The 23857-nt window shown below is 64.0% G+C and carries 22 protein-coding genes; 15 read left to right on the top strand and 7 right to left on the bottom strand.

The features are described from left to right. The first annotated feature begins 49 nt into the window (after positions 1-49). The 11 genes from BI327_RS26480 to BI327_RS26430 all read left to right on the top strand — a co-directional run bounded on the left by BI327_RS26480 (position 50) and on the right by BI327_RS26430 (position 12657). On the top strand, positions 50-916 hold the full coding sequence (locus tag BI327_RS26480; protein ID WP_076864184.1) for an IclR family transcriptional regulator: 867 nt from the start codon (positions 50-52) through the stop codon (positions 914-916). 69 nt (positions 917-985) lie between these two features. Further along, positions 986-1783, top strand: a complete 798-nt coding sequence (locus BI327_RS26475) for an ABC transporter ATP-binding protein (protein ID WP_029077896.1) — start codon at positions 986-988, stop codon at positions 1781-1783. Beyond that, positions 1780-2493, top strand: a complete 714-nt coding sequence (locus BI327_RS26470) for an ABC transporter ATP-binding protein (protein ID WP_050406253.1) — start codon at positions 1780-1782, stop codon at positions 2491-2493. The genes BI327_RS26475 and BI327_RS26470 overlap by 4 nt, the downstream gene beginning before the upstream one ends. Before the next feature lie 12 nt (positions 2494-2505). After that, on the top strand, positions 2506-3384 hold the full coding sequence (locus tag BI327_RS26465; protein WP_076864183.1) for a branched-chain amino acid ABC transporter permease: 879 nt from the start codon (positions 2506-2508) through the stop codon (positions 3382-3384). Positions 3385-3386: 2 nt separating this feature from the next. Further along, the gene (locus BI327_RS26460) at positions 3387-4409 is read left to right on the top strand and encodes a branched-chain amino acid ABC transporter permease (RefSeq protein WP_076864182.1); all 1023 of its coding nucleotides are present in this window, start codon (positions 3387-3389) and stop codon (positions 4407-4409) included. 89 nt (positions 4410-4498) lie between these two features. Beyond that, positions 4499-5728 (top strand): ABC transporter substrate-binding protein, encoded by a 1230-nt coding sequence (locus BI327_RS26455; protein ID WP_076864181.1) that lies wholly within the window; start codon positions 4499-4501, stop codon positions 5726-5728. Positions 5729-5846: 118 nt separating this feature from the next. Continuing rightward, positions 5847-7073, top strand: coding sequence for an ABC transporter substrate-binding protein (locus BI327_RS26450; protein ID WP_076864180.1), 1227 nt, complete (start codon positions 5847-5849; stop codon positions 7071-7073). A 242-nt stretch (positions 7074-7315) separates the two neighbouring features. After that, positions 7316-8542 carry an ABC transporter substrate-binding protein gene (locus BI327_RS26445; RefSeq protein WP_076864179.1) on the top strand — a complete coding sequence of 409 codons (1227 nt, stop codon included), beginning with the start codon at positions 7316-7318 and terminating at the stop codon, positions 8540-8542. A 159-nt stretch (positions 8543-8701) separates the two neighbouring features. Further along, a complete protein-coding gene (locus tag BI327_RS26440; protein ID WP_076864178.1) occupies positions 8702-9928 on the top strand; it encodes an ABC transporter substrate-binding protein in 1227 nt (408 codons plus the stop codon). A 196-nt stretch (positions 9929-10124) separates the two neighbouring features. Further along, positions 10125-11351 carry an ABC transporter substrate-binding protein gene (locus tag BI327_RS26435; RefSeq protein WP_076864300.1) on the top strand — a complete coding sequence of 409 codons (1227 nt, stop codon included), beginning with the start codon at positions 10125-10127 and terminating at the stop codon, positions 11349-11351. A 22-nt stretch (positions 11352-11373) separates the two neighbouring features. Then, the gene (locus BI327_RS26430) at positions 11374-12657 is read left to right on the top strand and encodes a glycerate kinase type-2 family protein (protein WP_076864177.1); all 1284 of its coding nucleotides are present in this window, start codon (positions 11374-11376) and stop codon (positions 12655-12657) included. Between the two features lie 159 nt (positions 12658-12816). Here the strand turns inward: BI327_RS26430 and BI327_RS26425 are convergent, their stop codons facing one another. Further along, positions 12817-13335, bottom strand: a complete 519-nt coding sequence (locus BI327_RS26425) for a MarR family winged helix-turn-helix transcriptional regulator (protein WP_076864176.1) — start codon at positions 13333-13335, stop codon at positions 12817-12819. Positions 13336-13514: 179 nt separating this feature from the next. Between BI327_RS26425 and BI327_RS26420 the strand changes: the two genes are divergently transcribed. From BI327_RS26420 to BI327_RS26405, 4 genes are all read left to right on the top strand, one after another. Then, positions 13515-14555: a branched-chain amino acid ABC transporter permease gene (locus BI327_RS26420; RefSeq protein ID WP_076864299.1), complete on the top strand. Its 1041-nt coding sequence runs from the start codon at positions 13515-13517 to the stop codon at positions 14553-14555. Between the two features lie 5 nt (positions 14556-14560). After that, positions 14561-16330 carry a branched-chain amino acid ABC transporter ATP-binding protein/permease gene (locus tag BI327_RS26415; RefSeq protein WP_076864175.1) on the top strand — a complete coding sequence of 590 codons (1770 nt, stop codon included), beginning with the start codon at positions 14561-14563 and terminating at the stop codon, positions 16328-16330. Then, positions 16327-17058, top strand: a complete 732-nt coding sequence (locus BI327_RS26410) for an ABC transporter ATP-binding protein (protein ID WP_076864174.1) — start codon at positions 16327-16329, stop codon at positions 17056-17058. The genes BI327_RS26415 and BI327_RS26410 overlap by 4 nt, the downstream gene beginning before the upstream one ends. Positions 17059-17300: 242 nt before the next feature. Further along, on the top strand, positions 17301-17696 hold the full coding sequence (locus tag BI327_RS26405; RefSeq protein ID WP_076864173.1) for an endonuclease domain-containing protein: 396 nt from the start codon (positions 17301-17303) through the stop codon (positions 17694-17696). A gap of 124 nt (positions 17697-17820) precedes the next feature. Here BI327_RS26405 and BI327_RS26400 read toward each other — a convergent pair whose 3' ends face one another. The 6 genes from BI327_RS26400 to BI327_RS26375 form a co-directional block, all read right to left on the bottom strand. Beyond that, positions 17821-18972, bottom strand: a complete 1152-nt coding sequence (locus BI327_RS26400) for an ABC transporter substrate-binding protein (RefSeq protein ID WP_076864172.1) — start codon at positions 18970-18972, stop codon at positions 17821-17823. 191 nt (positions 18973-19163) lie between these two features. Next, on the bottom strand, positions 19164-19583 hold the full coding sequence (locus BI327_RS26395) for an acyl-CoA thioesterase (RefSeq protein WP_076864171.1): 420 nt from the start codon (positions 19581-19583) through the stop codon (positions 19164-19166). 63 nt (positions 19584-19646) lie between these two features. After that, complete coding sequence (locus BI327_RS26390) at positions 19647-20408, bottom strand: SDR family NAD(P)-dependent oxidoreductase (RefSeq protein WP_076864170.1); 762 nt, start codon at positions 20406-20408, stop codon at positions 19647-19649. A 20-nt stretch (positions 20409-20428) separates the two neighbouring features. Next, positions 20429-22312 carry a feruloyl-CoA synthase gene (locus tag BI327_RS26385; RefSeq protein ID WP_076864169.1) on the bottom strand — a complete coding sequence of 628 codons (1884 nt, stop codon included), beginning with the start codon at positions 22310-22312 and terminating at the stop codon, positions 20429-20431. Beyond that, a complete protein-coding gene (locus BI327_RS26380) occupies positions 22309-23103 on the bottom strand; it encodes a crotonase/enoyl-CoA hydratase family protein (RefSeq protein ID WP_076864168.1) in 795 nt (264 codons plus the stop codon). The genes BI327_RS26385 and BI327_RS26380 overlap by 4 nt, the downstream gene beginning before the upstream one ends. 290 nt (positions 23104-23393) lie before the next feature. Further along, positions 23394-23855 carry a DUF3237 domain-containing protein gene (locus tag BI327_RS26375; protein WP_076864167.1) on the bottom strand — a complete coding sequence of 154 codons (462 nt, stop codon included), beginning with the start codon at positions 23853-23855 and terminating at the stop codon, positions 23394-23396. Positions 23856-23857: the final 2 nt, after the last annotated feature.

Raw genomic sequence — 23857 nt, 5'->3', positions numbered from 1 at the left:
GGTTATTTTGAAGCACGTGCCTTGTCAACGAGCATGACAAGGGCAGGGAATGAAGCGCGCCAGCAAGAAGGTAGCGACCGATCGCAATTTTGTCGTCGCGCTTTCCCGCGGACTGGATGTCCTGCGTGCATTTCAGCCCAATGACGGGCTGCTCGGCAATCAGGAGATTGCTGCCCGCACCAAGTTACCGAAGCCAACCATTTCCCGGCTGACCTACACGCTGACCAAGCTGGGATACCTTACACCTGTACCGAAATTCGAGAAGTATCAGCTCGCGCCGTCGGCGATGGCGCTCGGCTACGCCGCGCTCGCCAATCTCGGCGTTCGGCATTTGTCCGAGCCCTATCGAGAGGAAGTGATGCGCGCGACCGGCGGTGCCGTCGCGGTCGGCGGCCGCGATCGTCACAGCATGATCTATTTCGGCCAGAGCCGGAACGGGCTGGCGCTCGGCGTGCAACTCGACGTCGGCTCACGGGTGCCGATCGCAACCACCGCGATGGGACGTGCCTATATTTGGGCATTGCCACCCGAAGAACGTGCGGCTTTATTACGCGAGCTGCGGGATCACTACGGCAGCCGCTGGGCCAAGATGCGCGACGGCATCGAGCGCTCCGGCGAGACGGTGGCGAAACACGGCTTCACCATGTCGACCGGCGACTGGCAGGACGACGTCGCCGCGGTCGGCGTTGCATTGAGATTGAATGACGGAACCGGTCCTTACGCCTTCAATTGCGGCGCGCCGGCATTCCGCTTCACGGAAGATAGATTGCTCAACGACATTGGACCTCGTCTTGTCGCGATGGTAAGGAACATCGAGCAGGCGCTCGGTGGAATGGCGCCGCAATCCAAAAAAGAAGAACGCAAAAAGACCAGAGTAGGAGGGAAAGTTGCACGTTTGGCCGAGGGGATCAGATAGCCTCCATCACGTCCAGCGAAACGCATCGCAGGGCCGCTCGCACCGCTCGAAGACGGCGGGCGAGACGAGATGACGCAGGCACAGCTCGCGCAGGGGAATGATCCCTTGCTCGCGGTTCGCGACGTCAGCGTCGTGTTCGGCGGCATCATCGCGTTGAACGGCGTGTCGTTCGATATGCGTCATGGACAGATCCTCGGTCTGATCGGGCCGAACGGCGCCGGCAAGACGACGCTGTTCAATTGCCTGTCGCGGCTCTACCAGCCGTCGTCCGGCGACATCCTGATGGAAGGCAAGAGCATCCTGTCGCGGCCGCCGCACCGGATCGCCGAGATCGGCATCGGCCGTACCTTCCAGAACGTCGCGCTGTTCCCCAACCTGTCCGTGATCGACAACGTCCGCGTCGGCGCGCATGCGCGCACCTCGAGCGACATCGTCAGCGACTCGCTGCGCCTCGCCTGGGTCCGCCGCGGCGAGCACGACATGAACAAGAAGGTGCACGACATCCTCGGCTATCTCGATCTCGAGGACGTCGCCCACACCGTGGTCTCGGGACTTCCGTTCGGCACCCAGAAGCGCGTCGAGCTGGCACGCGCTTTGGCCGCAGATCCGAAGATCCTGCTGCTCGACGAGCCTGCCGGCGGCCTCAACCACGAGGAAGTCTACGTGCTCGGCGATTTGATCCGCAAAATCCGCGACGACCGTAAAATTACGGTGCTGCTGGTCGAGCATCACATGGGACTCGTGATGTCGATCGCCGACCACGTCGTCGCGCTCAATTTCGGCCGCAAGCTGGCCGAAGGCACGCCGGCCCAGGTCCAGGCCGACCCCGATGTGATCAAGGCCTATCTGGGGAGCAAGGACCAATGACCGCGATGCTCAACGTCAAGGACCTGCGCGCCTATTACGGCCAGGTCCAGGCCCTGCACGGCCTCAGCTTTTCCCTCAACGAGGGCTCGCTGACCACGCTGCTCGGCGCCAACGGCGCCGGCAAGACCACCACGCTGCGGGCGATCTGCAACATGGTGCGCTCGACCGGTGCGATCGAGTTCGAGGGCAAGCCGATCGGCACGCGCTCGACCGAAAACGTGGTCCGGCTCGGCATTGCCCATGTGCCGCAGGGCCGCGGCACCTTCACCAACATGACGGTGGAGGAGAACCTGCAGCTCGGCGCCATCAGCCGCTCCGACACCAAGGCGATCGGCTCCGACATCGAGCGGATGTACGAGCATTTCCCGGTGCTGAAGCAGCGCTACACCCAGCAGGCCGGCACGCTGTCCGGCGGCGAGCAGCAGATGCTCGCGGTGGCGCGCGCGCTGATGCTGCGGCCGCGCCTGATGCTGCTCGACGAACCGTCGTTCGGCCTCGCGCCGCTGATCGTGCGTGACCTGTTCCGGATCCTCGGCAAGATCAATCGCGAGGAAAAGGTGACCATCCTGGTGGTCGAGCAGAATGCGCAGCTCGCGCTCGAGCTCGCCGACCAGGCCTATGTGATCGAAACCGGACGGATCGTGATGTCGGGCAATGCCAAGGACATCGCGAACAACGAAGACGTCCGCAAATCCTATCTCGGCTACTGAGGAGCTGGCACAATGGAGCTTTTTGCCAACCAGGTCCTGGCCGGCATCGCCACCGGCGCGATCTATGCCTGCATGGCGCTCGCGGTGGTCATGATCTACCAGGCCATCGACCATCTGAATTTCGCCCAGGGCGAAATGGCGATGTTCTCGACCTTCGTGTCCTGGCAGCTGATGCAGTGGGGTGTGCCGTATTGGGGCGCCTTCGTGCTCACCGTCGCCTTTTCATTCGCCGCCGGCATCGTCATCGAGCGGCTTTTGTTCAAGCCATTGGCGAAGGCGCCGATCCTGACCAACGTCGCCGGCTTCATCGCGCTCTATGCGATCATCAACTCGGTCGCCGGCCTGATCTGGGACTTCACCATCAAGCAGTATCCGACGCCGTTCGGCTCCTCGCCGTTCCTCGGCAGCCAGCTGATCTCGACCCACCAGGCGGGCATGATCGGCATCACGCTGTTGATGCTGGTGCTGCTGTTCTTCTTCTTCCGCTTCACCCGGGTCGGCCTTGCGATGCGCGCGGCAGCCTCGCTGCCTGAATCGGCCCGCCTGGTCGGCATCAACACCTCGTGGATGATCGCGCTCGGCTGGGGCATGGCGTCCGCGATCGGCTCGATCGCCGGCATGATGATCGCCCCGGTGGTCTTCCTCGAGCCCAACATGATGCTCGGCGTGCTGATCTACGGATTTGCCGCGGCCGTGCTCGGCGGCCTGACGAGCCCGTTCGGCGCCGTGATGGGCGGCTTCCTGGTCGGCATCTTCGAGAACCTGGTCGGCACCTACATCCCCGGTGTCGGCAATGAGTTGAAACTTCCGATCGCGCTTGCGCTGATCATTGTCGTCCTGGTCGTCAAACCGGCAGGCCTGTTCGGCCGCGCCATCGTGAAGCGAGTCTGATCATGAGCGCCGCTGAAGAAGTCGAAGTCGTCACTGAGGGCCAGGCCGTCGAGGCCGTGCCGAAGCGCGCCATGACGCTGGGTTACGGCACCTCGCTCGTCGTGCTCGCCGCACTGATCCTGATCCCGCTGTTCGTGAAGAACTTCATCATCTTCCAGATGACGATGCTTCTGATCTACGGCCTTGCGGTGATGGCGCTCAACATCCTGACCGGCGGAAGCGGCCAGTTCTCGCTCGGCCAGAGCGCGTTCTACGCGGTCGGCGCCTACACCTCGGCGATCCTGATGGAGCATGCGGGCATGAACTATGCCCTCACCCTGCCGATCGCCGGCATCGTCTGCTTCGGCTTCGGCTTCCTGTTCGGCCAGCCGGCGCTGCGGCTGTCCGGCGTCTATCTGGCGCTGGCGACCTTCGCGCTCGCCACCGCGATGCCGCAGCTGCTCAAGCTCGGCTATTTCGAGCATTGGACCGGCGGCGTGCAGGGCCTCGTGGTGACCAAGCCGGACGCGCCGTTCGGCCTGCCACTGTCGCAGGACATGTGGCTGTACTACTTCACGCTGGTCGTCACGATCGCGATCTACATCGCTTCGGTGAACCTGCTGCGCTCGCGCTCCGGCCGCGCCTTCATGGCGATCCGCGACAACGAGATCGCGGCCTCCGCGATGGGCGTCGACGTCGCGCTGTACAAGACGCTGGCGTTCGGCGTCTCGGCCGGCATCACCGGCGTCGCCGGCGGTCTCGGTGCCATCGCGGTGCAGTTCGTGGCGCCCGACGGCTACACCATCCAGCTCGCGATCTCGCTGTTCCTCGGCATGGTGGTCGGCGGCGTCGGCTGGCTGCCCGGCTCGATCGTCGGCTCCGCCTTCATCATCTTCGTGCCCAACATCGCGGAGGGCATCTCGAAGGGCCTTTCGGGTGCGGTGTTCGGCGTGCTGCTGTTCCTCGTCATCTTCCTCGTGCCGCACGGCGCCAGGCAGGTCGCGATCGTTGCCCAGCAACTGGCCGCAAAGCTCAAGAAGAACTAGAGCATGATCCGGAAAAGCGCGGAGCGGTTTTCCGAACGAGATCATGCTCAAACCAATTAAGAGCCTTTAGAACCAAACCAGGAGACATTATGCTTTCTACCGTTCGGATCGCCGCGATTTCCGCGGCGATCACAGCTGTTGCCGCGACGTCCACTGCCGCATTCGCCCAAAAGAAATACGACACCGGCGCAAGCGATACCGAGATCAAGGTCGGCAACATCATCCCCTATTCGGGACCGGCCTCCGCCTACGGCGTGATCGGCAAGACCGAAGAAGCCTATTTCAAGATGATCAACGACCGCGGCGGCATCAACGGCCGCAAGGTCAATTTCGTCAGCTATGACGACGCCTATTCGCCGCCGAAGGCCGTAGAGCAGGTGCGCAAGCTGGTCGAGAGCGACGAGGTGCTGCTGGTGTTCAACCCGCTCGGCACGCCGTCCAACACCGCGATCCAGAAATACCTGAACTCGAAGAAGATCCCGCAGCTGTTCGTCGCCACCGGCGCCACCAAGTGGAACGACCCGAAGAACTTCCCGTGGACCATGGGCTGGCAGCCGAGCTACCAGAGCGAAGCGCAGATCTACGCCAAGTGGCTGATGAAGGAGAAGCCCGACGCCAAGGTCGCGATTCTCTATCAGAACGACGACTTCGGCAAAGACTACCTCAAGGGCACCAAGGACGGCTTCGGCGCCAAGGCGGCCTCCAGCATCATCATGGAGGAGAGCTATGAGGTGTCCGAGCCGTCGATCGACGGCCACATCGTCAAGATCAAGGCGGCCAACCCGGACGTGCTGCTGATCTACACGACGCCGAAATTCGGCGCGCAGACCATCAAGAAGACCGCCGAACTCGGCTGGAAGCCGCTGCAGATCATCACCAACGTGTCGGCCTCGGTCGGCAGCGTGATGCAGCCGGCCGGCTTCGACAACGCGCAGGGCGTGCTGTCGGCAGCCTATGCCAAGGACGGCGCCGACTCGCAGTGGAACAACGACCCCGGCATGAAGAAGTGGTCCGAGTTTCTCGACAAGTACATGCCGGGCGCCGACAAGACCGACGGCGGCTACGTCTACGGCTATGGTGCCGCCCAGACGCTCGCCAAGGTGCTCGAAATGTGCGGCGACGATCTGACCCGCGCCAACGTCATGAAGCAGGCGGCGAGCCTGAAGGACTTCACGCCCGACACCCTGCTGCCCGGCGTCAAGATCAACACCTCGGCCACCGACTTCGCCCCGATCGCCCAGCTGCAGATGCAGCGCTTCAAGGGGCAGAAGTGGGAACTGTTCGGTGACATCATTTCCGGCGACGTTCCCTCGGAATAACGTTGCACTGCGGAAATAAACAACGGGCCTCCGCGATCTCCCTCGCGGGGGCTTTTTGTTGACGCCCCGCGCCGATCGTATTGAATACTGCCCAACAAAGAACCCGAGGTGGGGAAACATGACTGCCGCACGTCCGTCCCTGACGGCGCTGTTGTCCGCATTCGCTCTGATCCTGACGAGCTGCAATGCCGCGCTGGCGCAGAAGAAATACGACACCGGGGCCAGCGACACCGAGATCAAGATCGGCAACACCGCGCCCTACAGCGGCCCCGCTTCCGCCTATGGCGTGATCGGCAGGACCGAAGCGGCCTACTTCAAGATGATCAACGAGGCCGGCGGCATCCACGGCCGCAAGATCACGTTCATCAGCTATGACGACAGCTACTCGCCGGCCAAGACCGTGGAGCAAACCCGCAAGCTGGTCGAGGACGACGAGGTCCTGCTGGTGTTCGGCTCGGTCGGTACCTCAACCAACGCTTCGATCCGAAAGTACATGAACGAGAAGCAGGTACCGCAGCTGTTCATCGCCTCCGGCGGCTCCAAGTGGAACGACCCCAAGAACTATCCATGGACCATGGGCTGGCAGCCGTCCTACCAGGACGAGGCGCGGGTCTACGCAAAATACATCATGAAGCACAAGCCCGACGCCAAGGTCGCCGTGCTCTACCAGAATGACGATTTCGGCAAGGACTACCTCAAGGGCCTGAAAGACGCCTTCGGCGACAAGGCATCGATGATCGTCGCCGAGGAGGCCTATGAGACGTCCGAACCCGCGATCGACAATCACATCGTCAAGCTGAAGGCCGCCGGCGCCGACACCTTCATCAGCATCACCTCACCGAAATTCGCGGCGCAGGCGATCAAGAAGGCGGCCGAGATCGCATGGACGCCCTTGCAGATCGTCGCCAACGTCTCGGCCTCGGTCGGCGGCGTGATGCAGCCGGCCGGCTTCGAGAACGCGCAGGGGATCCTGTCGGCGTCCTATCTCAAGGACGGCGCCGATCCGCAATGGGACAAGGATCCCGGCATGGAGAAATTCCTCACCTTCCTCAAGAAGGATTATCCCGACGCCAACAAGCTCGACGGCGCCACCTCCTACGGCTACGCCGCCGCGCAGACCTTGGCGAAGGTGCTCGAGATGTGCGGTGACGATCTTACCCGTGCCAATGTCATGAAGCAGGCCGCCAGCCTGAAGGATTTCGTTCCCGGCACGCTGCTGCCGGGCATCAGCATCAACACCTCGGCCACCGACTTCGCGCCGATCAAGCAACTGCGCCTGATGCGGTTCAAGGGCGAGAAGTGGGAGCTGTTCGGCGACATCATTTCGAGCAATCTGAGCAACTGATCTTCGCTGCAACGAAGCCGACATCCGCGCACTCAACTCAACAGCGCTACTCGATCGAACCGCAATCTCTGCGGTTGACTCGGACAGATCGGCGAGCGCGACTAAAGACGCAGCCCCTGCGGCGACGCCGCGGGGGCTTTTCGTTGAGCGCCTCCCGGTAAAATGATAGTTTCTACCGATAACAATGAGCCCTCGAAACAGAGGGCCACGACACATCATCTGCTATCAGGGAGAGGAACGGCATGTCTGCAATACGACAACTGGCGGCAATTGCCGCTGCGCTTTCGCTTGTCTCCGCATTCAGCAGCGCAGCGCTTGCTCAGAAAAAATACGACACCGGGGCCAGCGACACCGAAATCAAGATCGGCAACATCATGCCCTATAGCGGAGCGGCCTCCGCCTATGGCGTGATCGGCAAGACCGAGGACGCCTACTTCCGCAAGATCAACGCCGAGGGCGGCATCAACGGCCGCAAGATCACCTTCATCAGCTACGACGACGCCTACACGCCGCCCAAGACCGTCGAGCAGGCGCGCAAGCTGGTCGAGAGCGACGAAGTGCTGATGATCTTCAATTCGCTCGGCACGCCGCCGAACTCGGCGATCCAGAAATACATGAACCAGAAGAAGGTGCCGCAGCTGTTTGTCGCGACCGGCGCCACCAAATGGAACGACCCGAAGGAATTCCCGTGGACGATGGGCTGGCAGCCCAACTACCAGAGCGAGTCCATCATCTATGCCAAGTACATCCTGAAGAACAAGCCGGACGCCAAGATCGCCGTGCTCTACCAGAACGACGACTACGGCAAGGACTATCTGAAGGGATTCAAGGACGGGCTCGGCGCCAAGGCCGCGTCGATGATCGTCGCGGAGGACGCCTACGAGGTAACCGAGCCGACCATCGACTCGCACATCGTCAGGCTCAAGGCTTCCGGCGCCGACGTGTTCTTCAACATCACGACGCCGAAATTCGCGGCGCAGGCGATCAAGAAGAACAACGAGCTCAACTGGCATCCGCTGCACTTCCTCAACAACGTCTCGGCCTCGATCGGCAGCGTGATCAAGCCGGCGGGCTTCGAGGCCGCCCAGGGCATCATCTCGTCGCAGTATCTGAAGGATCCGACCGATCCGCAGTGGAAGACCGACAAGGGCATGATCGCCTGGAACGAATTTCTCGATAAGTACTATCCCGATGCAAACCGCGCCGACGCGTCCGTGATGTATGCCTACACCGTCGCGCAGGGCCTTGAGCACGTGCTGCGGGCGTGCGGCGACAATCTGACGCGCGAGAACATCATGAAGCAGGCCGCCAGCATCCGCGACCTCGAACTCGGCGGGCTGTTGCCGGGCATCAAGGTCAATACCTCGGCGACCGATTTCGCGCCGCTTTCGCAACTGCAACTTGTGCGGTTCAAGGGCGAGACCTGGGAGCGCTTTGGCGACATTTTGAGCGGCGACGTCGGCGGGTAGCCCCGAGATTGTCGACTAAAGAGGCGGCCCCTGCGGCGTTGTCGCAGGGGCTTTTCATTGAGGCAGCCCGCCTAAGATGGTAATTTCGCCTGATAACAACAGAGCCCTCGAAACAGGGGGCCGCGACACATTCGTCTGACAACAGGGAGAGAGACATCAATGTCCGCTACCACAAGACTTGCGGCCCTCGGGGCCGCGCTCGCGCTCGTCGCCACATCCGGCAGCGCGGCGCTGGCCCAGAAGAAATACGACACCGGCGCCACCGACACCGAGATCAAGATCGGCAACATCATGCCCTACAGCGGCCCCGCGTCCGCCTACGGCATCATCGGCCGCACCGAGGCCGCCTATTTCAAGAAGATCAACGACGCCGGCGGCATCAACGGCCGCAAGATCAACTTCATCTCCTATGATGACGCCTACTCGCCGCCGAAGGCAGTTGAGCAGGCGCGCAAGCTCGTCGAAAGCGACGAGGTGCTGCTGATCTTCAACTCCCTCGGCACGCCGTCGAACTCGGCGATCCAGAAGTACATGAATTCCAAGAAGGTGCCGCAACTGTTCGTCGCCACCGGCGCCACCAAGTGGAACGATCCGAAGGACTTCCCCTGGACCATGGGCTGGCAGCCCAACTACCAGAGCGAGACCCAGATCTACGCAAAATACATCCTGAAGAACATGCCGAACGCCAAGATCGCGGTGCTTTACCAGAACGACGATTACGGCAAGGACTATCTGAAGGGTCTGAAGGATGGGCTCGGCCAGAAGGCCGCAAGCATGATCGTCGCCGAAGAGAGCTTCGAGACCTCCCAGCCGACCATCGACAGCAACATCGTCAAGCTGAAGGCCAGCAACGCCGACGTCTTCATCGACATCGCGACGCCGAAATTCGCGGCGCAGGCGATCAAGAAGGTCGCCGAGATCGGCTGGAAGCCGACCCACTTCCTCAACAACGTGTCGGCCTCGGTCGGCAGCGTGATCAAGCCGGCCGGCTTCGAGAACGCGCAGGACATCATCTCCGCGGCCTATCTGAAGGACGCTTCCGACAAGCAGTGGGACAACGATCCCGGCATGAAGGAATTCTACGCCTTCATGGCCAAGGACTTCCCCGAGGGCGACAAGCTCGACGGCGGCACCGTGGTCGGCTTCGGCGTGGCGCAGACGCTGGTCCAGGTGCTCAAGCAGTGCGGCGACAACCTCACGCGCGAGAACATCATGAAGCAGGCGGCGAGCCTGCAGGATTTCCGCACCGAAGTGCTGCTGCCCGGCGTCAAGATCAACACCGCTCCGAACGATTTCGCCCCGATCAGCCAGCTGCAGCTGATGAAGTTCAAGGGCGAGAAATGGGAACTGTTCGGCGACGTCATCAGCGCCGACGTCGGCGGCTGACTTTTCTCCAGCAATCGACTGACAATGGCCCCCTGCGATACCGTCGCAGGGGGCTTTTCATTCACCATGGGCTGGCCCGTCCGGGCGATGCCTGCTTACACTTTGCCCGGCAATGCGCTAGGAAAACCGGCAACGACCGAAGAGAAACCGGCGCCCCCGCGCGCTGGCAATAACAAGGAGTTTTCGGGAAATGCCGATGCCGATCCGTCACCGTGTCGCAATCGCCCTGCTTGGCCTCGCCGTCGCCGCCACGACCGGGCATGCCGCCTGGGCGCAGAAGAAATACGACACCGGTGCGAGCGACACCGAGATCAAGATCGGCAATATCGTGCCCTATAGCGGCCCGGCGTCGGCCTATGGCGTGGTCGGCAAGGCGATGACCGCGGTGTTCAAGAAGGTCAACGACGACGGCGGCATCAACGGCCGCAAGATCAATTTCATCTCCTATGACGACGCCTATTCGCCGCCGAAGGCCGTGGAGCAGGCCCGCAAGCTGGTCGAAAGCGACGAGGTGCTGTTCCTGTTCGGCACGCTCGGCACCGCCTCCAACACCGCGATCCAGAAATATCTCAACGCCAAGAAGGTGCCGCAGTTGTTCGTCGCCACCGGCGCGACCAAGTGGAATGATCCGAAGACGTTCCCGTGGACCATGGGCTGGCTGCCGAGCTACCAGAGCGAGTCGCGGATCTACGCGAAATATCTGCTCAAGGAGAAGCCGGCCGCCAAGGTCGCCGTGCTCTACCAGAACGACGACATGGGCAAGGACTATCTCAAGGGACTTGAGGACGGCTTCGCCAGCGATCCCGCGCGGATCGCCGCCAAGGAGAGTTACGAGGTCGCCGAACCGACCATCGATTCCCATGTGGTGCGGCTGAAATCCTCCAATCCGGACGTCATCATCTTCTTCACCACGCCGAAATTCGGCGCCCAGGCGATCAAGAAGCTCGGCGAGATGAACTGGAAGCCGGTGACCATCGTCTCCAACGTCTCCGCCTCCACCGCTACCGTGATGCGTCCGGCCGGGCTCGACAATGCCCAGGGCGTGATCTCGGCGGCCTATGCCAAGGACGCCAGCGATCCGCAGTGGAAGGACGACGCCGGCATGAAGGCATTCGACGAGCTGCTCGCCAAATACATGCCCGACACCAACCGCGTCGATGCCTCGGCGATGACCGGCTACAACATGGCGACCACCATGGTCGAGGTGCTGCGCCGCTGTGGTGACGACCTCACCCGTGCCAATGTGATGAAGCAGGCGGCGAGCCTGAAGCAGTTTGCGCAAGGCGGCCTGCTGCCCGGCGTGACGCTGTCGACCGGGCCCAATGACTTCCAGCCGATCGAGCAGTTGCAGCTGATGCAGTTCAAGGGCGAGCGCTGGCAGTTGTTCGGCGACGTCATCAGCGGCGAAGTCGGCGGCAACTGATCCGTCTTGTAAAGGCACAACCATGACCGACCGTCGTTCCTTCCTGCGTTCGATCTTCGATGCCGCTGTCGCAGCCGCGCATCCCGATGTGGTGCTGGCGTCGCGGCTGCGGCCGGCGCCGAAGGGCCGCGTGATCTGCCTCGCCGCCGGCAAGGGCGCCGGCGCCATGGCCGCGGCGGCGGAGCGGCATTATCTCGACACGCTCGGCCTCGAGCCACAGCGTCTGGTCGGCATCGCCACCACCCGCCACGGCCATGGCGTGCCGACCCGCCGCATCAAGGTGGTCGAGGCCGGCCATCCCGTACCCGATGAAGCCGGCCTGCGCGCCGCCGACGATACGCTGCGGCTCGCGGCGGAAGCCACGCCCGACGACCTCCTGCTGGTGCTCTTGACCGGCGGCGGCTCGGCGAACTGGATCGCGCCCGTCGAGGGCGTGAGCTTTACCCAGAAGCAGCAGGTCAACCGCGCGCTGCTGCGCTCCGGCGCACCGATCGGCGAGATGAACACCGTGCGCAAGCATCTGTCGCGCATCAAGGGCGGACGGCTGGCGCGCGCCGGCCAGCACGCCGCCGAGATCGTCACGCTGGCGATCTCCGACGTGCCGCATGACGATCCCTCCGCGATCGCCTCCGGGCCGACGGTGCCGGATCCGACCACGCTGGCGGACGCCCGCGCGCTGGTCGCCAAATACAATCTCTCCATCGATGACGCGGTGCGCCGCGCGCTCGACGATCCCGGGAACGAGAGCTGCAAGCCCGGCGATCCCGCCTTTGCGCGGGCGACATTCGAGCTGCTCGCGAAGCCGAAAGCCTCGATCGACGCCGCGGTGAAGGTCGCACAGGACGCTGGCTACGAGACGATCGCGCTCGGCGCCGATCTGGAAGGCGAGGCCCGCGAGGTCGCGGCAGAACACGCGCGGCTCGCGCTGAAGGCACGCAGCGGGGGCAAGCGCGTTGCGATCATCTCCGGCGGCGAGCTCACGGTGACCGTGCGCGGCAACGGCCGCGGCGGCCCCAACCAGGAATATGCACTGGCGCTGGCCGACCTGCTCAAGGACACGCCCGGCATCGCAGCGCTCGCCGCCGACACCGACGGCGCCGACGGCGGCGCCGGCAGCGCGACCGATCCCGCCGGCGCCGTGATCGATCAGGCAACGTTCGCGAAGATGAAATCGATCGGCCTCGATCCCAGGGCCTATCTCGAGAACAACGATGCCACGGGCTTCTTCGCGCAGACCGGGGATCTGTTGCTGACGGGCCCGACGCTGACAAACGTCAACGATGTCAGGGTGATCCTGGTGGATTGACGCTCCGCCCTCGCCTCGTCATTGCGAGGAGAGTAGCGACGAAGCAATCCATCTGTCCGCGCATGCTGCACGATGGATTGCTTCGCGGAGCCTGTCATCGGGCGCACGTACGCGCGACGCGTTGGCTCGCAATGACGTGGAAGGGCCGTGGCCGGACGCTCAAAACTCCTGCGCGAGCTTGGCCAGCATCTCCAGCAACGCAGCATGGTTGGCGGGGCCGAGCACCTCGATCAACCGCGCCTCGTGCTTGTTGGCGACCAGCTTCTTGGCGCGCGCCAGCACGGCGCGGCCCCGGTCGGTCAGGACCAGGATGTGGGAGCGGCGGTCGTTGGTGGAGCGCATCCGCGCGCAAAGGTCGCGGCTCTCCAGGGCGTCCAGCATCGCGACGAAATTCGGCCTGAGGATGCCGAGCGTGTTGGCGATCTCGGTCTGGTTGCGGCCCGGATTCTTGTCGAGCAGCAGCAGCACCGAAAACTGCGCCGGCGTCAGTTGCAGCGGCGCGACGCAGCGCAGGAAGTCCTCGAATACCCTGAGCTGCGCGCGCTTCAGCGAATAGCCGAGCAACCCGGACAGTTCGCCCAGTTGCAGCATGCTGTCGTCCCCGGCAGGATCGACCGGTTCCCGGCGCAGGGCACGCGACGATCTGGCGGCATCGGCGGCGGTCTTGGAAACAGTCATCGCTCCAGGCTCGCAATCCCGGTACAAAAACCCCGCGGGACGCTCGGGGACCTTGAGATTATATCTAATAATTGTTATCCGCTATATCTAATATCGGCGGCTATCAACAGCCGATATCGGCCGACCCGACCGGCACAGCCGGCCGCGGCGGCCCGACGCTTAAGGGGGAGCGCTCGGCCTTGAACACAACGATCATGCTGTTCCTGCTGCAGGACGGCATCACCAATGGCGCAATCTACGCACTGCTGGGGCTGGCCCTGGTGCTGGTGTTCGCGGTGACGCGGGTGATCCTGATCCCGCAGGGCGAATTCGTGACCTACGGCGCGCTGAGCTACGCCATGCTGGCGACCGGCCAGGTGCCCGGCACGGCGCGCCTCGCCGTCGCGATGGGCCTCGTCGCCTTCGCCCTCGACCTGTTCTTCGCGCGCAAGGCGCTGCATGCCCGGCTGGTGATGCGTTCCGCCGCGCTCAACATCGTGTTCCCCGCAGCGCTGCTCGGCCTCATTTATGCGCTGGTCGGGCCCAACACGCCTGTTGCCGTCAACATCGCGCTGGCGCTCCTGATCGTGGCGGCGATCGGGCTGTTCCTCTATCGCATCGCGTTCCAGCCGATCGCGCACACCTCCGTGCTGGTGCTGCTGATCGCTTCGGTCGGCTGCCATCTGGCGCTGCAGGGCCTCGGCCTGGTGTTCTTCGGCGCCGAGGGCCTGCGTGGCCCGGCGCTGTCGAATACGGCAGTGACCGCGGGCCCGCTGCGCTTCACCGGCCAGAGCCTTGCCGTCTACGGCCTGACCGTCGGCTTCATTGTCGCGCTGTGGCTGTTCTTCGGCTACACCAAGACCGGCAAGGCGCTGCGCGCCACCGCGGTCAATCGGCTCGGTGCGCGCCTGGTCGGCATCCGCACCACGCTGTCGGGCCAGATCGCATTCCTGCTCGCCTCCGTGATCGGTGCGATCTCCGGCATCCTGATCGTGCCGATCACCACGCTCTATTACGACACCGGCTTCCTGATCGGCCTGAAGGGGTTCATCGCCGCCATCATCGGCGGCCTGGTCAGCTATCCCCTGACCGCGGTCGCGGCCATTGTGGTCGGCATCGTCGAGGCCTTCTCGTCGTTCTACGCCAGCAACTTCAAGGAAGTCATCGTGTTCACGCTGATCCTTCCCGTCCTGGTGCTGCGCTCACTCGCAGCGCCCCAGGTCGAAGAAGAGAAGGATTGAGCGCGATGACGCAGCGGCTTCCTCTCATCATCTTCGCGCTCGTGATGGCGGTGATCCCGCTTGTCCCGGGCATCCCGCCGTTCTGGATCGTGCTGCTCGACAATATCGGGCTTGCCGCGCTGGTCGCGATGGGGCTCGTGCTGCTCACCGGCGTCGGCGGCCTCACCTCGTTCGGGCAGGCCGCGTTCTGCGGCTTCGGCGCCTACACCACGGCGGTGCTGACCACCGCCTATGGCGTATCGCCGTGGCTGACGCTGCCGGCGTCGCTGCTGGTCAGCGGCATCGCGGCCGTGCTGCTCGGCATCGTCACGGTGCGGCTATCAGGCCATTATCTGCCGCTCGGCACCATCGCTTGGGGCATCGGCCTGTTCTATCTGTTCAGCAAGCTCGAATTCCTCGGCCGCAACGACGGCATTTCGGGCATCCCGCCGCTCTCGATCGGCTCGTTCAGGATGCTGAGCCCGGATACGATCTATTACGCGATCTGGGTCGCCGTACTGCTCTCCGCATTGCTGACCATGAACCTGCTGGATTCCCGCACCGGGCGCGCCATCCGCGCGCTGCGGCGCGGCCATGTCGCGGCCGAAGCGTTCGGCGTGCAGACGCCGCGCGCCAAGCTTCTGGTGTTCATCTATGCCGCGGTGCTGGCCGGCCTGTCCGGCTGGCTCTACGCGCATTTCCAGCGCGCCGCCAACCCGACGCCGTTCGGCGCGCAGGCCGGCATCGAGTATCTGTTCATCGCCGTGGTCGGCGGCGCCGGCTACGTCTGGGGCGGTGTGCTCGGCGCAGCGATCGTCGTGATCCTGAAAGAGGTGCTGCAGAGCTACCTGCCCTACATCTTCGGCGGCCAGAGCCAGCTCGAGACCATCGTGTTCGGCATCATGCTGGTGCTGCTGCTCCAGCTCGCACCGCAGGGCGTCTGGCCCTGGCTGATGTCAAGGCTGCCGTTCAAGCCCGCCCGCAAGACGCCGGACACATCGGTGAAGCTGGAACACCAAAAACGGGCGCCGGGATCGTCACCGGTGCTGCTGCACATCGAGAAGGCGCGCAAACAGTTCGGCGGCGTGCTCGCGGTGAATGACGTCTCGTTCGACGTCAACGCCCGCGAGATCGTCGCGCTGATCGGCCCGAACGGCGCCGGCAAGAGCACGACCTTCAATTTGATCACCGGCGTCCTCGGTGCAACCAGCGGCAAGATCTTCGTACAGGGCAAGGAAGTCGAGAACGCGCCGCCCCAGGAGGTGGTCAAGCTCGGCGTGTCCAGGACCTTCCAGCACGTCAAGCTGGTGCCCGACATGACTGTGCTGGAAAACGTCGCGATCGGCGCGCATCTGCGCGGCAATTCCGGCGCGATCTCCAGCATGCTGCGGCTCGACCGCTCCGATGAAGCAAGACTGCTCGCGGAAGCCGCGCGCCAGATCGCGCGCGTCGGCCTGTCCGACCAGATCGACCAGCTCGCGGGCTCGCTGTCGCTCGGGCAGCAGCGTATCGTCGAGATCGCGCGTGCGCTGTGCGTCGATCCGATGCTGCTGTTGCTCGACGAGCCGGCCGCCGGGCTGCGCCACATGGAGAAGCAGCGGCTGGCTGCGCTGCTCCGGCAATTGCGCGACGGCGGCATGTCGGTGCTGCTGGTCGAGCACGACATGGGGTTCGTGATGGATCTCGCCGACCGCATCGTGGTGCTCGATTTCGGCACCAAGATCGCCGAAGGCACGCCGGCCGCGATCAAGCGCAACCCCGACGTGATCAAGGCCTATCTCGGAGCCGCCGCATGAGCGCGCTGTTGTCGGTTGCCGACGTCCACATCTCCTACGGCAAGGTCGAGGCCGTGCGCGGCGTCTCGCTCGACGTCGCCGGCAACGAGATCGTCACCATCATCGGCGCCAACGGCGCCGGCAAGACCACGTTGCTCAACGCCATCATGGGCGTGCTGCCGCTGAAGGGCCGCACCACCTTCGCCGGCGTCGACATGGCGCCGCTGGATATCGAGGATCGCGTTGCCACCGGCCTCAGCCTGGTGCCCGAGCATCGCGAATTGTTCGGCACCATGAATGTCGAGGACAATCTCGAGCTCGGCGCCTTCCGGATCGCGAAGGCCGTCGCGGCGACCTCGCTGGAGCGGGTCTACACGCTGTTTCCGCGGCTCAAGGAGCGCCGCAAGCAGCTCGCCGGCACGCTCTCCGGCGGCGAGCAGCAGATGCTGGCGATGGGCCGCGCGCTGATGGGCGCGCCGAAACTGCTGATGCTGGACGAGCCGAGCCTCGGCCTCGCCCCGATCATCGTCGCCGACATCTTCCGCATCGTCGGCGAGCTCCGTGCCGCCGGCGTCTCGGTGCTGCTGGTCGAGCAGAACGCCCAGGCCGCGCTGCAGATCGCCGACCGCGCCTATGTGATGGAGCTCGGCGAGTTCGTGCTGTCGGGCTCGGCCAAGGACATCGCCGCCAACAAGGGCGTAGCCGCGAGCTATCTCGGCTTCCAGCACGAAGGCGAAAGCGCGATTTAGCACGCGCAGCCCAAACGCTGAGAGACTGTCACCCCACCTCGCCGCGCATTGCATGCGCGTCGATCCTCCCCCTCCAGGGGAGGATGAAGGCAAGCGCCTTCTGAAAATCCATTGCTCCTAACAAGCTTGCATTCGCGCAGGGATTGCGCTCCACTTCACCCTCCCCTGGAGGGGGAGGGTCGAGCGCGCGCGGCGATGCGCCGCATCGCCGGGTGCGATCGGGGTGGGGTGAAGCCACACAAATGGTCTCAGCATCGATCCGAAGAGCCTCTGCGAAGAAGCTGCGCGCAAACGCCACGCCGCATGAACGGATACTGTGGCGCGCGCTGAAGGAGCTGCCGACGGAGGGCACGCATTTCCGAAGACAAGCCCCGATCGGCTCCTATGTCGTGGACTTTTTCTGCCCAGCCAAACGCCTGATCATCGAGCTGGATGGCGGGCACCACAACGAAGGTGCAACGGCAGAGCGTGATCGCGAGCGTCAGCAATGGCTCGAGCGGGAAGGATATCGCGTCATCCGCTTTTGGAACTCGGAGATCACAGCTAACCTCAACGCCGTGCTCGAACGGATCTATGTCGAGCTCTACGGTGCGCGGGAAGCGGAAGCCGGTCCGCTGAAGCACTACCGACGCCGATAGACCGTCACCCACCCCGCTTCACATCGCTAGTCGCGATGCGAAGCGACCCTCCCCCTCCAGGGGAGGGTAAGAAAAAAGCCGGTCCCATCGGGACCGGCTTTTCGTTTCGCGGATCGTAGGCCGCTCACATTGCCGGGACGTACTTGCCGTCCTTGACCGTCAGCAGGATGCGCGAGCGGTCGTCGAGGCCGTAGCGGTCCTTTTCGGTCCAGTTGTAGACGCCCTGGGTCGCGACGATCTCCTTCTCGGAGATGAACGCCTGACGGATGCCTTCGCGGAATTCCGGCGTGCCGGGCTTGCCGGCCTTCAGCGCCACCGGGATGACGCGCTTCAGCACCTCGAAGGCGTCGTAGGAGTGGCCGGCGAACTGGCTGCGGCTGTTGGCACCGTACTTCGCCTCATAGGCCGTGTTGAGCGCAAGGCCAGGCTTCTTGGTCAGTGCGCCGTCGGGCTGGGTTTCCGGCGACATGATCGGACCTGCCGACATGATGACGCCTTCCGCGGCCGCACCCGCGATGCGGATGAAGTCCATGCTCGCGGCGCCATGGGTCTGGTAGATCAGGCCCTTGTAGCCGCGCTCGCGCAGCGCGGTCTGCGGCAGCGCCGCGGCGGTGCCGGAGGCGCCGACCAGGATGGCGTCGGGATTGGCGGCGACGAGCTTCAGCACTTGACCCGCGACCGACGTATCCGGACGCGCGAAACGCTCCTCATCGGTCATGGTCAGGCCCATCGGCACGGCCTGCGCCTTGAAGTCGTTGACCCAGAGGTCGCCGTAGGAATCGGAGTAGCCGATATAGCCGACGGTCTTGATGTTGTGCGCCTTCATGTGCTCGTAGAGCACCTTGCCCATGATCGGGATCGACTGCGGCAGGTCGACCGACCATTTTGCGCGCGCATCGTTGATTGGGAACGGCGCAAGCCCGAGATGCGGGATGCCGGCCTCGTTGGCAACCGTCGACACCGCGATCGACGGCGGCGTGGTGCAGGAGCCCATGATGATGTCGGCCTTGGACTCGGTGACGAAGCGCCGCGCATTGGTGGTCGCGGCGGTCGGATCGCCGCCGTCATCGAGCACGATCAGCTTCAGCGGCACGCCGCCGATCTCCTTCGGCACGAAATCGAGTGCGTTGCGCTCGGGAATGCCGAGCGCCGCGGCAGGACCGGTGGTCGAGATCGAGATGCCGATGGTGATTTCGTTGGTCTGCGCCTGCGCGGACATGCCCGGCAGCGCAAAGGCTGCTGCGAGTGCTGCTGCGGCGAGAGTGGCCTTCCTCATTCATTCCTCCCTGCGGATATGTTTTTTGGGTTTAAACCAGTTTGGCGGGCCAATTCAGCCCCTTCTTTAGAGCATGATCCGGAAAAGTGGAAACCGGTTTTCCCTCGCGACAAACGCGGAACGCGTTTGCGCGGGGATCATGCTCCAAAAGTCTAGTCATGAGGGCTGCAAGTCAGCCCTTCACGGCCAGGTCAGCCTTTCATGAAGCGGTCGATGATCTCCTGCGGAAACGGCGCCGATTTCAGTCTGTCGGGATCGTCCGGGTGGCGGCCGACCAGCACCCTTGTCTCGAACGCCTCGATCGCCAGCGCCTCGCCCTTGAACACGCGGTGCACCACCTCAAAGCTCGAGCGCTTGATGCTGTCGATCCGGCTCTCGATGGTAATCCAGTCGCCATGGGTCGACGGGATGTGGAATTTCGCCCGCGTGTCGACCATGGGAATGCCGACCAGGCCGTATTTGTGGACGAGGTCCTGCTTCGAACAACCGGCGGCTTCGAACATGATCGAGGTCGAGTCGTCGAACATCGCGAAGTAGCGCGGGTAATAGACGATGTTGGCGGGGTCGCAGTCGCCCCATTGGATCTGCACGTCGCGCCGGTTGACGAACATGGTTTATCCTCGAATGAGCGTGATCCATCCGGAAGAGCGCTTCACGCTCTTCCGGATCATGCTTCAGCGCGGCGCCATGCGGAGCGCGGCATCGAGCCGCACCACTTCGCCGTTCAGATAGGGATTGTCGATCATGTGCAGCGCCAGCGAGGCGAACTCGTCGGCCTGGCCCAACCGGCGCGGGAACGGGATCGCGGCAGCGAGCGAATCCTGCGCTTCCTGCGGCAGGCCGGCCAGCAACGGCGTCATGAACAGGCCGGGCGCGATGGTCAGCACGCGAATGCCGAATTGCGCGAGCTCGCGCGCGATCGGCAGCGTCATCGCGACGATGCCGCCCTTCGAGGCCGAATAGGCCGCCTGCCCGATCTGGCCGTCATAGGCCGCGACCGAGGCCGTCGAGATCACGACGCCGCGCTCGCCGGTCGCGAGCGGTTCGAGCTTCGACATCTCAGCGGTCGCAAGCCGCAGCATGTTGAACGAGCCGATCAAATTGACCTTGATCACCTTGTCGAAGTCGGCCAGCGCCATCGGCCCTTCGCGGCCGATCACGCGTTTGGCCACGCCGATGCCGGCGCAGTTCACCAGCACGCGCGCCGGACCATGCGCCTTGGCGGCGGCAGCGACCGCGGCCTCGGCGGCTGCCGCATCGGCGACGTCACAAACGATCGCGATGCCGCCGATCTCGGCCGCGACGCTCTCGGCGAGCTTGGCGTTGAGATCGCAAACCGCGACCTTGGCGCCCTGCGCGGCCAGACGGCGCGCGGTCGCAGCGCCCAATCCCGATGCGCCGCCGGTGACGATGGCGGCCTGGTCCTTCAACTGCATGGCTTTCTCCTCTTCGAGAGTCAGATTGACGTGATCACCGATGCCGGCGGCACCGGCGCATAGAGCGCGTCGATGATGTCGGTGCGATGCTCCAGCACCGCACGCTGGTTGATCGAGCCCTTGTCGGTGACCTCGCCGCGATCGATCGACAGTGGGGTATCGAGCAGGATCGCGCGTGCGATCCGGTTCGAAGAACCGGTGGCGCCGGCCAGCACGCGCGCGAAGCGTTCGCGAAAGGCGGCTCGCACCAAAGGATCATTGGCCGCGGCGGCGATGTCGCCAGCGGCAAGCGCCGGATTGATCAGGCGGCAGCCATCGAGATCGAGGATCACGATCGCCGCCAGCTCGTCGCGGTTAAGCCCGGCGATCACGACGTCGCGCACCAGCGGCGCGCAGGTGCCGACGAAGCGCGCCCTTAAGGGGCCGACGCTGACCCAGGTGCCGCTCGCCAGCTTGAAATCCTCGGCGATGCGGCCGTCGAAATCGAAACCGGCATCGAGATCGCCGGGGTTGGCAGCCTTCAGCGCATCGCCGAACTTGTAGAAGCCCTCCTCGTCGAACGCCTTGGCCGTCAGCTCCGGCTGCCGCCAGTAACCCGGCGTCACGTTCGGGCCCTTGGCACGCACCTCGAGCTTGCCGTTGTTCGGCACCAGCTTCGCGTCATTGCCCGACACCGGGAGCCCGACATGGCCGGAGCGGCTGGTAGCGGGCCGCACCGACATGAAGAACGGCGAGGTCTCGGTGGCGCCGAGCCCGGTCAGCATCGGCACGCGATAGCCCTTCTCCTGCACGGCGAGCGCATCGAGGCTGTTCCAGATGAACGGCGACAGCGCGGCGCCCGAGAAGAACATCGCATGCAGCCGGTCGAAGAATTTTGCCCTTAAGGCCGCATCGTCACGCAGATAGGGCAGCAGCGATTCATAGCCCTTGGGAACGTTGAAATAGACCGTCGGCGAGATCTCGCGCAGGTTTCGCACCGTCTCCTCGATGCCACCCGGGATCGGCTTGCCCTCGTCGAGATACATTGAGCCGCCGTTGAACAGCGTCAGCCCGACATTGTGGTTGCCGCCGAACGTGTGATTCCACGGCAGCCAGTCGACGATGACCGGCGGCTCGTCCTTCAGGAACGCCAGCGTCTCACGCAGCATCACCTGGTTGGCGCAGATCATGCGCTGGGTGTTGATGACCGCCTTCGGATTGCCGGTCGAGCCCGACGTCAGCAGGAATTTCGCGATCGTGTCCGGACCGATTGCCGCATTGATCGCGTCGAGGCCACCGTCGTCCGGCGTCGCCATGAGATCGGCGAGCCGCGTCACCTCGCGGCCGGGCACCGCCCCGCGGCTTGCGGCAATCTCGACATCCGGTCCGACATTGACGCGCAGCGCATCGGCAAACTTGTCGGCATCGTCGACGAAGACCAGGCCGGGTGTCAGCAGCTTGATGACGAAGCTCAGCTTGCCATAGTCGCGCGACACCAGCGAATAGGCCGGCGACACCGGGCAGAACGGAATGCCGGCATAGAGCGCGCCGAGTGCGATCAGCGCGTGATCAATCGAGTTGCCCGACAGGATCACGATCGGCCGCTCGGCCGACAGTCCGCGCGCAGTCAACGTCGAGGCGATCCGCCTGACGGCATCGAGCAATTGCGCGTAGCTGATCTGGCGCCAGCCGCCGCCGGCGGCACGCTCGGCCATGAACACGCGGTTCGGCTCGACGCTTGCCCAGTGATGCAGGCGGTCGGTGAGGCGCACGGGAAAATCGGCGAGCTTGAGCTTGGGGCGGAGATAGATCGTGCCGTTGTCGCGGCGCTCGACGGTAACATCGGGATTGCCGAACGAGATCGGGCGCAGCGGATGCGCGCTCGCAGTGGAGGCAGACGTGGATATATCAGCCTTGGCGCTCATGTCGGCTTCACCTTGGCAGTCTTGCGATCCAGGAACGCGCGGATCCGCTTCTTGGCTTCCTTGTCGCTCTGCGCCACCGTCGCCATCAGCGATTCCATCAGGAGGCCGGTCTGCGGATTGGCCTCGGCGATCATCGGCAACGCCTGCAACACAGCGAAGTTGGTCAGCGGCGCGTTGGCGGCGACACGCTCGGCCAGCTCCAGCGCCTTCGGCAGCGCGCCGTCTTGCTCGGTGAGATATTGCGAGAAACCGTAGGCCGCGCCCTCGGTGGCCGAATAGACCCGGCCGGTCAGCATCATGTCCGCCATCCTGGGCACCCCGATCAGGCGCGGCAGCCGCACCGATCCGCCGCCGCCGACGAAGATGCCGCGCTGGCCCTCGGGCAGCGCAAAATATGCGGAAGGCTCGGCGACCCGGATATGCGCGGCGCAAGCGAGCTCCAACCCGCCGCCGATCACCGCGCCCTTCAGTGCGGCGATCACAGGCACGCGGCAATACTGGATGCGGTCGAACACGCGGTGCCACATCTGGGAATGCACCAGCCCCTCGGTGGCGTCGCGTTCGGTCAGTTCGGAGAGATCGAGGCCGGACGAGAAATGATCGCCGACGCCATGGATGACGACGGCGCCGACGTCGTCGGGGATAGCGGAAAAGCAGTCCCGCAGCGCCAGGATGATGCCGTCGTTCAGCGCATTGCGCTTGGCGGGCCGGTTGAGCCCGACCGTCAGCACCGCCCCTCGCGTCTCGATCCTGAGCAGCGAGGCGTCACCCGCGTCGGCAGCGTTTCCCATGGCGTTATTGTTTCCTGTTCAGAATAGTTATGTTTTATAACTATCATCGCAGGAGTCAATATGGGAGATTGGCCGAACGGTCGTCATTGCACGCGGACCCGATTCCATTTTCGGTGTCATCACCCGCTTTCGCGAAAGCGGGTGATCCAGTATTCCAGAGGCAGTTGTGCTTGAGCCGAGAAGCCGCGGCGTACTGGATCGCCCGGTCGAGCCGGGCGATGACAGTGTGGGTGGGGACACGGCATCGCAATCTCGCGACGTGATTCGTCCGAGCTTTGCTTTTCGAAGCCTCACAACACCTGATGCACGTCGATCACGACGCGGTCGGCGTGGCGGGCGGCGGAGCCGATGAAGATATGCTCCATCAGCCAGCGGTATTTTTCGGCGCCGGTTTCGAATTTCGGCACGGTGCGGAAATAGATCAGCTTCGGATCGACAGGCTCACCGCGCTTGAGCTTCTGCAACAGCTCGACCGGCCCGAAGCGGATGCCCTTGTTCTCGACATAGACGACGGCGCCGTCGTCGGTCTCGAAGGCATACTTTGCCTCCAGCTCGATCAGTTCGCTGGGCCGGATGATCTGGAAGTCGGCGCCGAAGGCAAGCACCTTGCCGTTGATCCCCTCGCCCTTCACCTCGCCGCCGATGATCGGAATGATGCGGCGGACGCCGGTGCCGATGTCGCCCGCGGACGTCACCTCGGCGATCCGCGCGGTGATGGTGAAGACATACTTGGTGTGGAGTTCTGGGCTCATGG

The sequence above is a fragment of the Bradyrhizobium mercantei genome (assembly GCF_001982635.1).
Lineage (GTDB): Bacteria > Pseudomonadota > Alphaproteobacteria > Rhizobiales > Xanthobacteraceae > Bradyrhizobium > Bradyrhizobium mercantei.
Note: the sequence above shows the minus strand (reverse complement) of the source record. Positions and strands in the feature narration are given on the sequence as shown.

Coding starts and splice junctions, on each gene's coding strand:
- BI327_RS26480 (WP_076864184.1), top strand. CDS start 50: ATGAAGCGCGCCAGCAAGAAGGTAGCGACCGATCGCAATTTTGTCGTC.
- BI327_RS26475 (WP_029077896.1), top strand. CDS start 986: ATGACGCAGGCACAGCTCGCGCAGGGGAATGATCCCTTGCTCGCGGTT.
- BI327_RS26470 (WP_050406253.1), top strand. CDS start 1,780: ATGACCGCGATGCTCAACGTCAAGGACCTGCGCGCCTATTACGGCCAG.
- BI327_RS26465 (WP_076864183.1), top strand. CDS start 2,506: ATGGAGCTTTTTGCCAACCAGGTCCTGGCCGGCATCGCCACCGGCGCG.
- BI327_RS26460 (WP_076864182.1), top strand. CDS start 3,387: ATGAGCGCCGCTGAAGAAGTCGAAGTCGTCACTGAGGGCCAGGCCGTC.
- BI327_RS26455 (WP_076864181.1), top strand. CDS start 4,499: ATGCTTTCTACCGTTCGGATCGCCGCGATTTCCGCGGCGATCACAGCT.
- BI327_RS26450 (WP_076864180.1), top strand. CDS start 5,847: ATGACTGCCGCACGTCCGTCCCTGACGGCGCTGTTGTCCGCATTCGCT.
- BI327_RS26445 (WP_076864179.1), top strand. CDS start 7,316: ATGTCTGCAATACGACAACTGGCGGCAATTGCCGCTGCGCTTTCGCTT.
- BI327_RS26440 (WP_076864178.1), top strand. CDS start 8,702: ATGTCCGCTACCACAAGACTTGCGGCCCTCGGGGCCGCGCTCGCGCTC.
- BI327_RS26435 (WP_076864300.1), top strand. CDS start 10,125: ATGCCGATCCGTCACCGTGTCGCAATCGCCCTGCTTGGCCTCGCCGTC.
- BI327_RS26430 (WP_076864177.1), top strand. CDS start 11,374: ATGACCGACCGTCGTTCCTTCCTGCGTTCGATCTTCGATGCCGCTGTC.
- BI327_RS26425 (WP_076864176.1), bottom strand. CDS start 13,335: ATGACTGTTTCCAAGACCGCCGCCGATGCCGCCAGATCGTCGCGTGCC.
- BI327_RS26415 (WP_076864175.1), top strand. CDS start 14,561: ATGACGCAGCGGCTTCCTCTCATCATCTTCGCGCTCGTGATGGCGGTG.
- BI327_RS26410 (WP_076864174.1), top strand. CDS start 16,327: ATGAGCGCGCTGTTGTCGGTTGCCGACGTCCACATCTCCTACGGCAAG.
- BI327_RS26405 (WP_076864173.1), top strand. CDS start 17,301: ATGGTCTCAGCATCGATCCGAAGAGCCTCTGCGAAGAAGCTGCGCGCA.
- BI327_RS26400 (WP_076864172.1), bottom strand. CDS start 18,972: ATGAGGAAGGCCACTCTCGCCGCAGCAGCACTCGCAGCAGCCTTTGCG.
- BI327_RS26395 (WP_076864171.1), bottom strand. CDS start 19,583: ATGTTCGTCAACCGGCGCGACGTGCAGATCCAATGGGGCGACTGCGAC.
- BI327_RS26390 (WP_076864170.1), bottom strand. CDS start 20,408: ATGCAGTTGAAGGACCAGGCCGCCATCGTCACCGGCGGCGCATCGGGA.
- BI327_RS26385 (WP_076864169.1), bottom strand. CDS start 22,312: ATGAGCGCCAAGGCTGATATATCCACGTCTGCCTCCACTGCGAGCGCG.
- BI327_RS26380 (WP_076864168.1), bottom strand. CDS start 23,103: ATGGGAAACGCTGCCGACGCGGGTGACGCCTCGCTGCTCAGGATCGAG.
- BI327_RS26375 (WP_076864167.1), bottom strand. CDS start 23,855: ATGAGCCCAGAACTCCACACCAAGTATGTCTTCACCATCACCGCGCGG.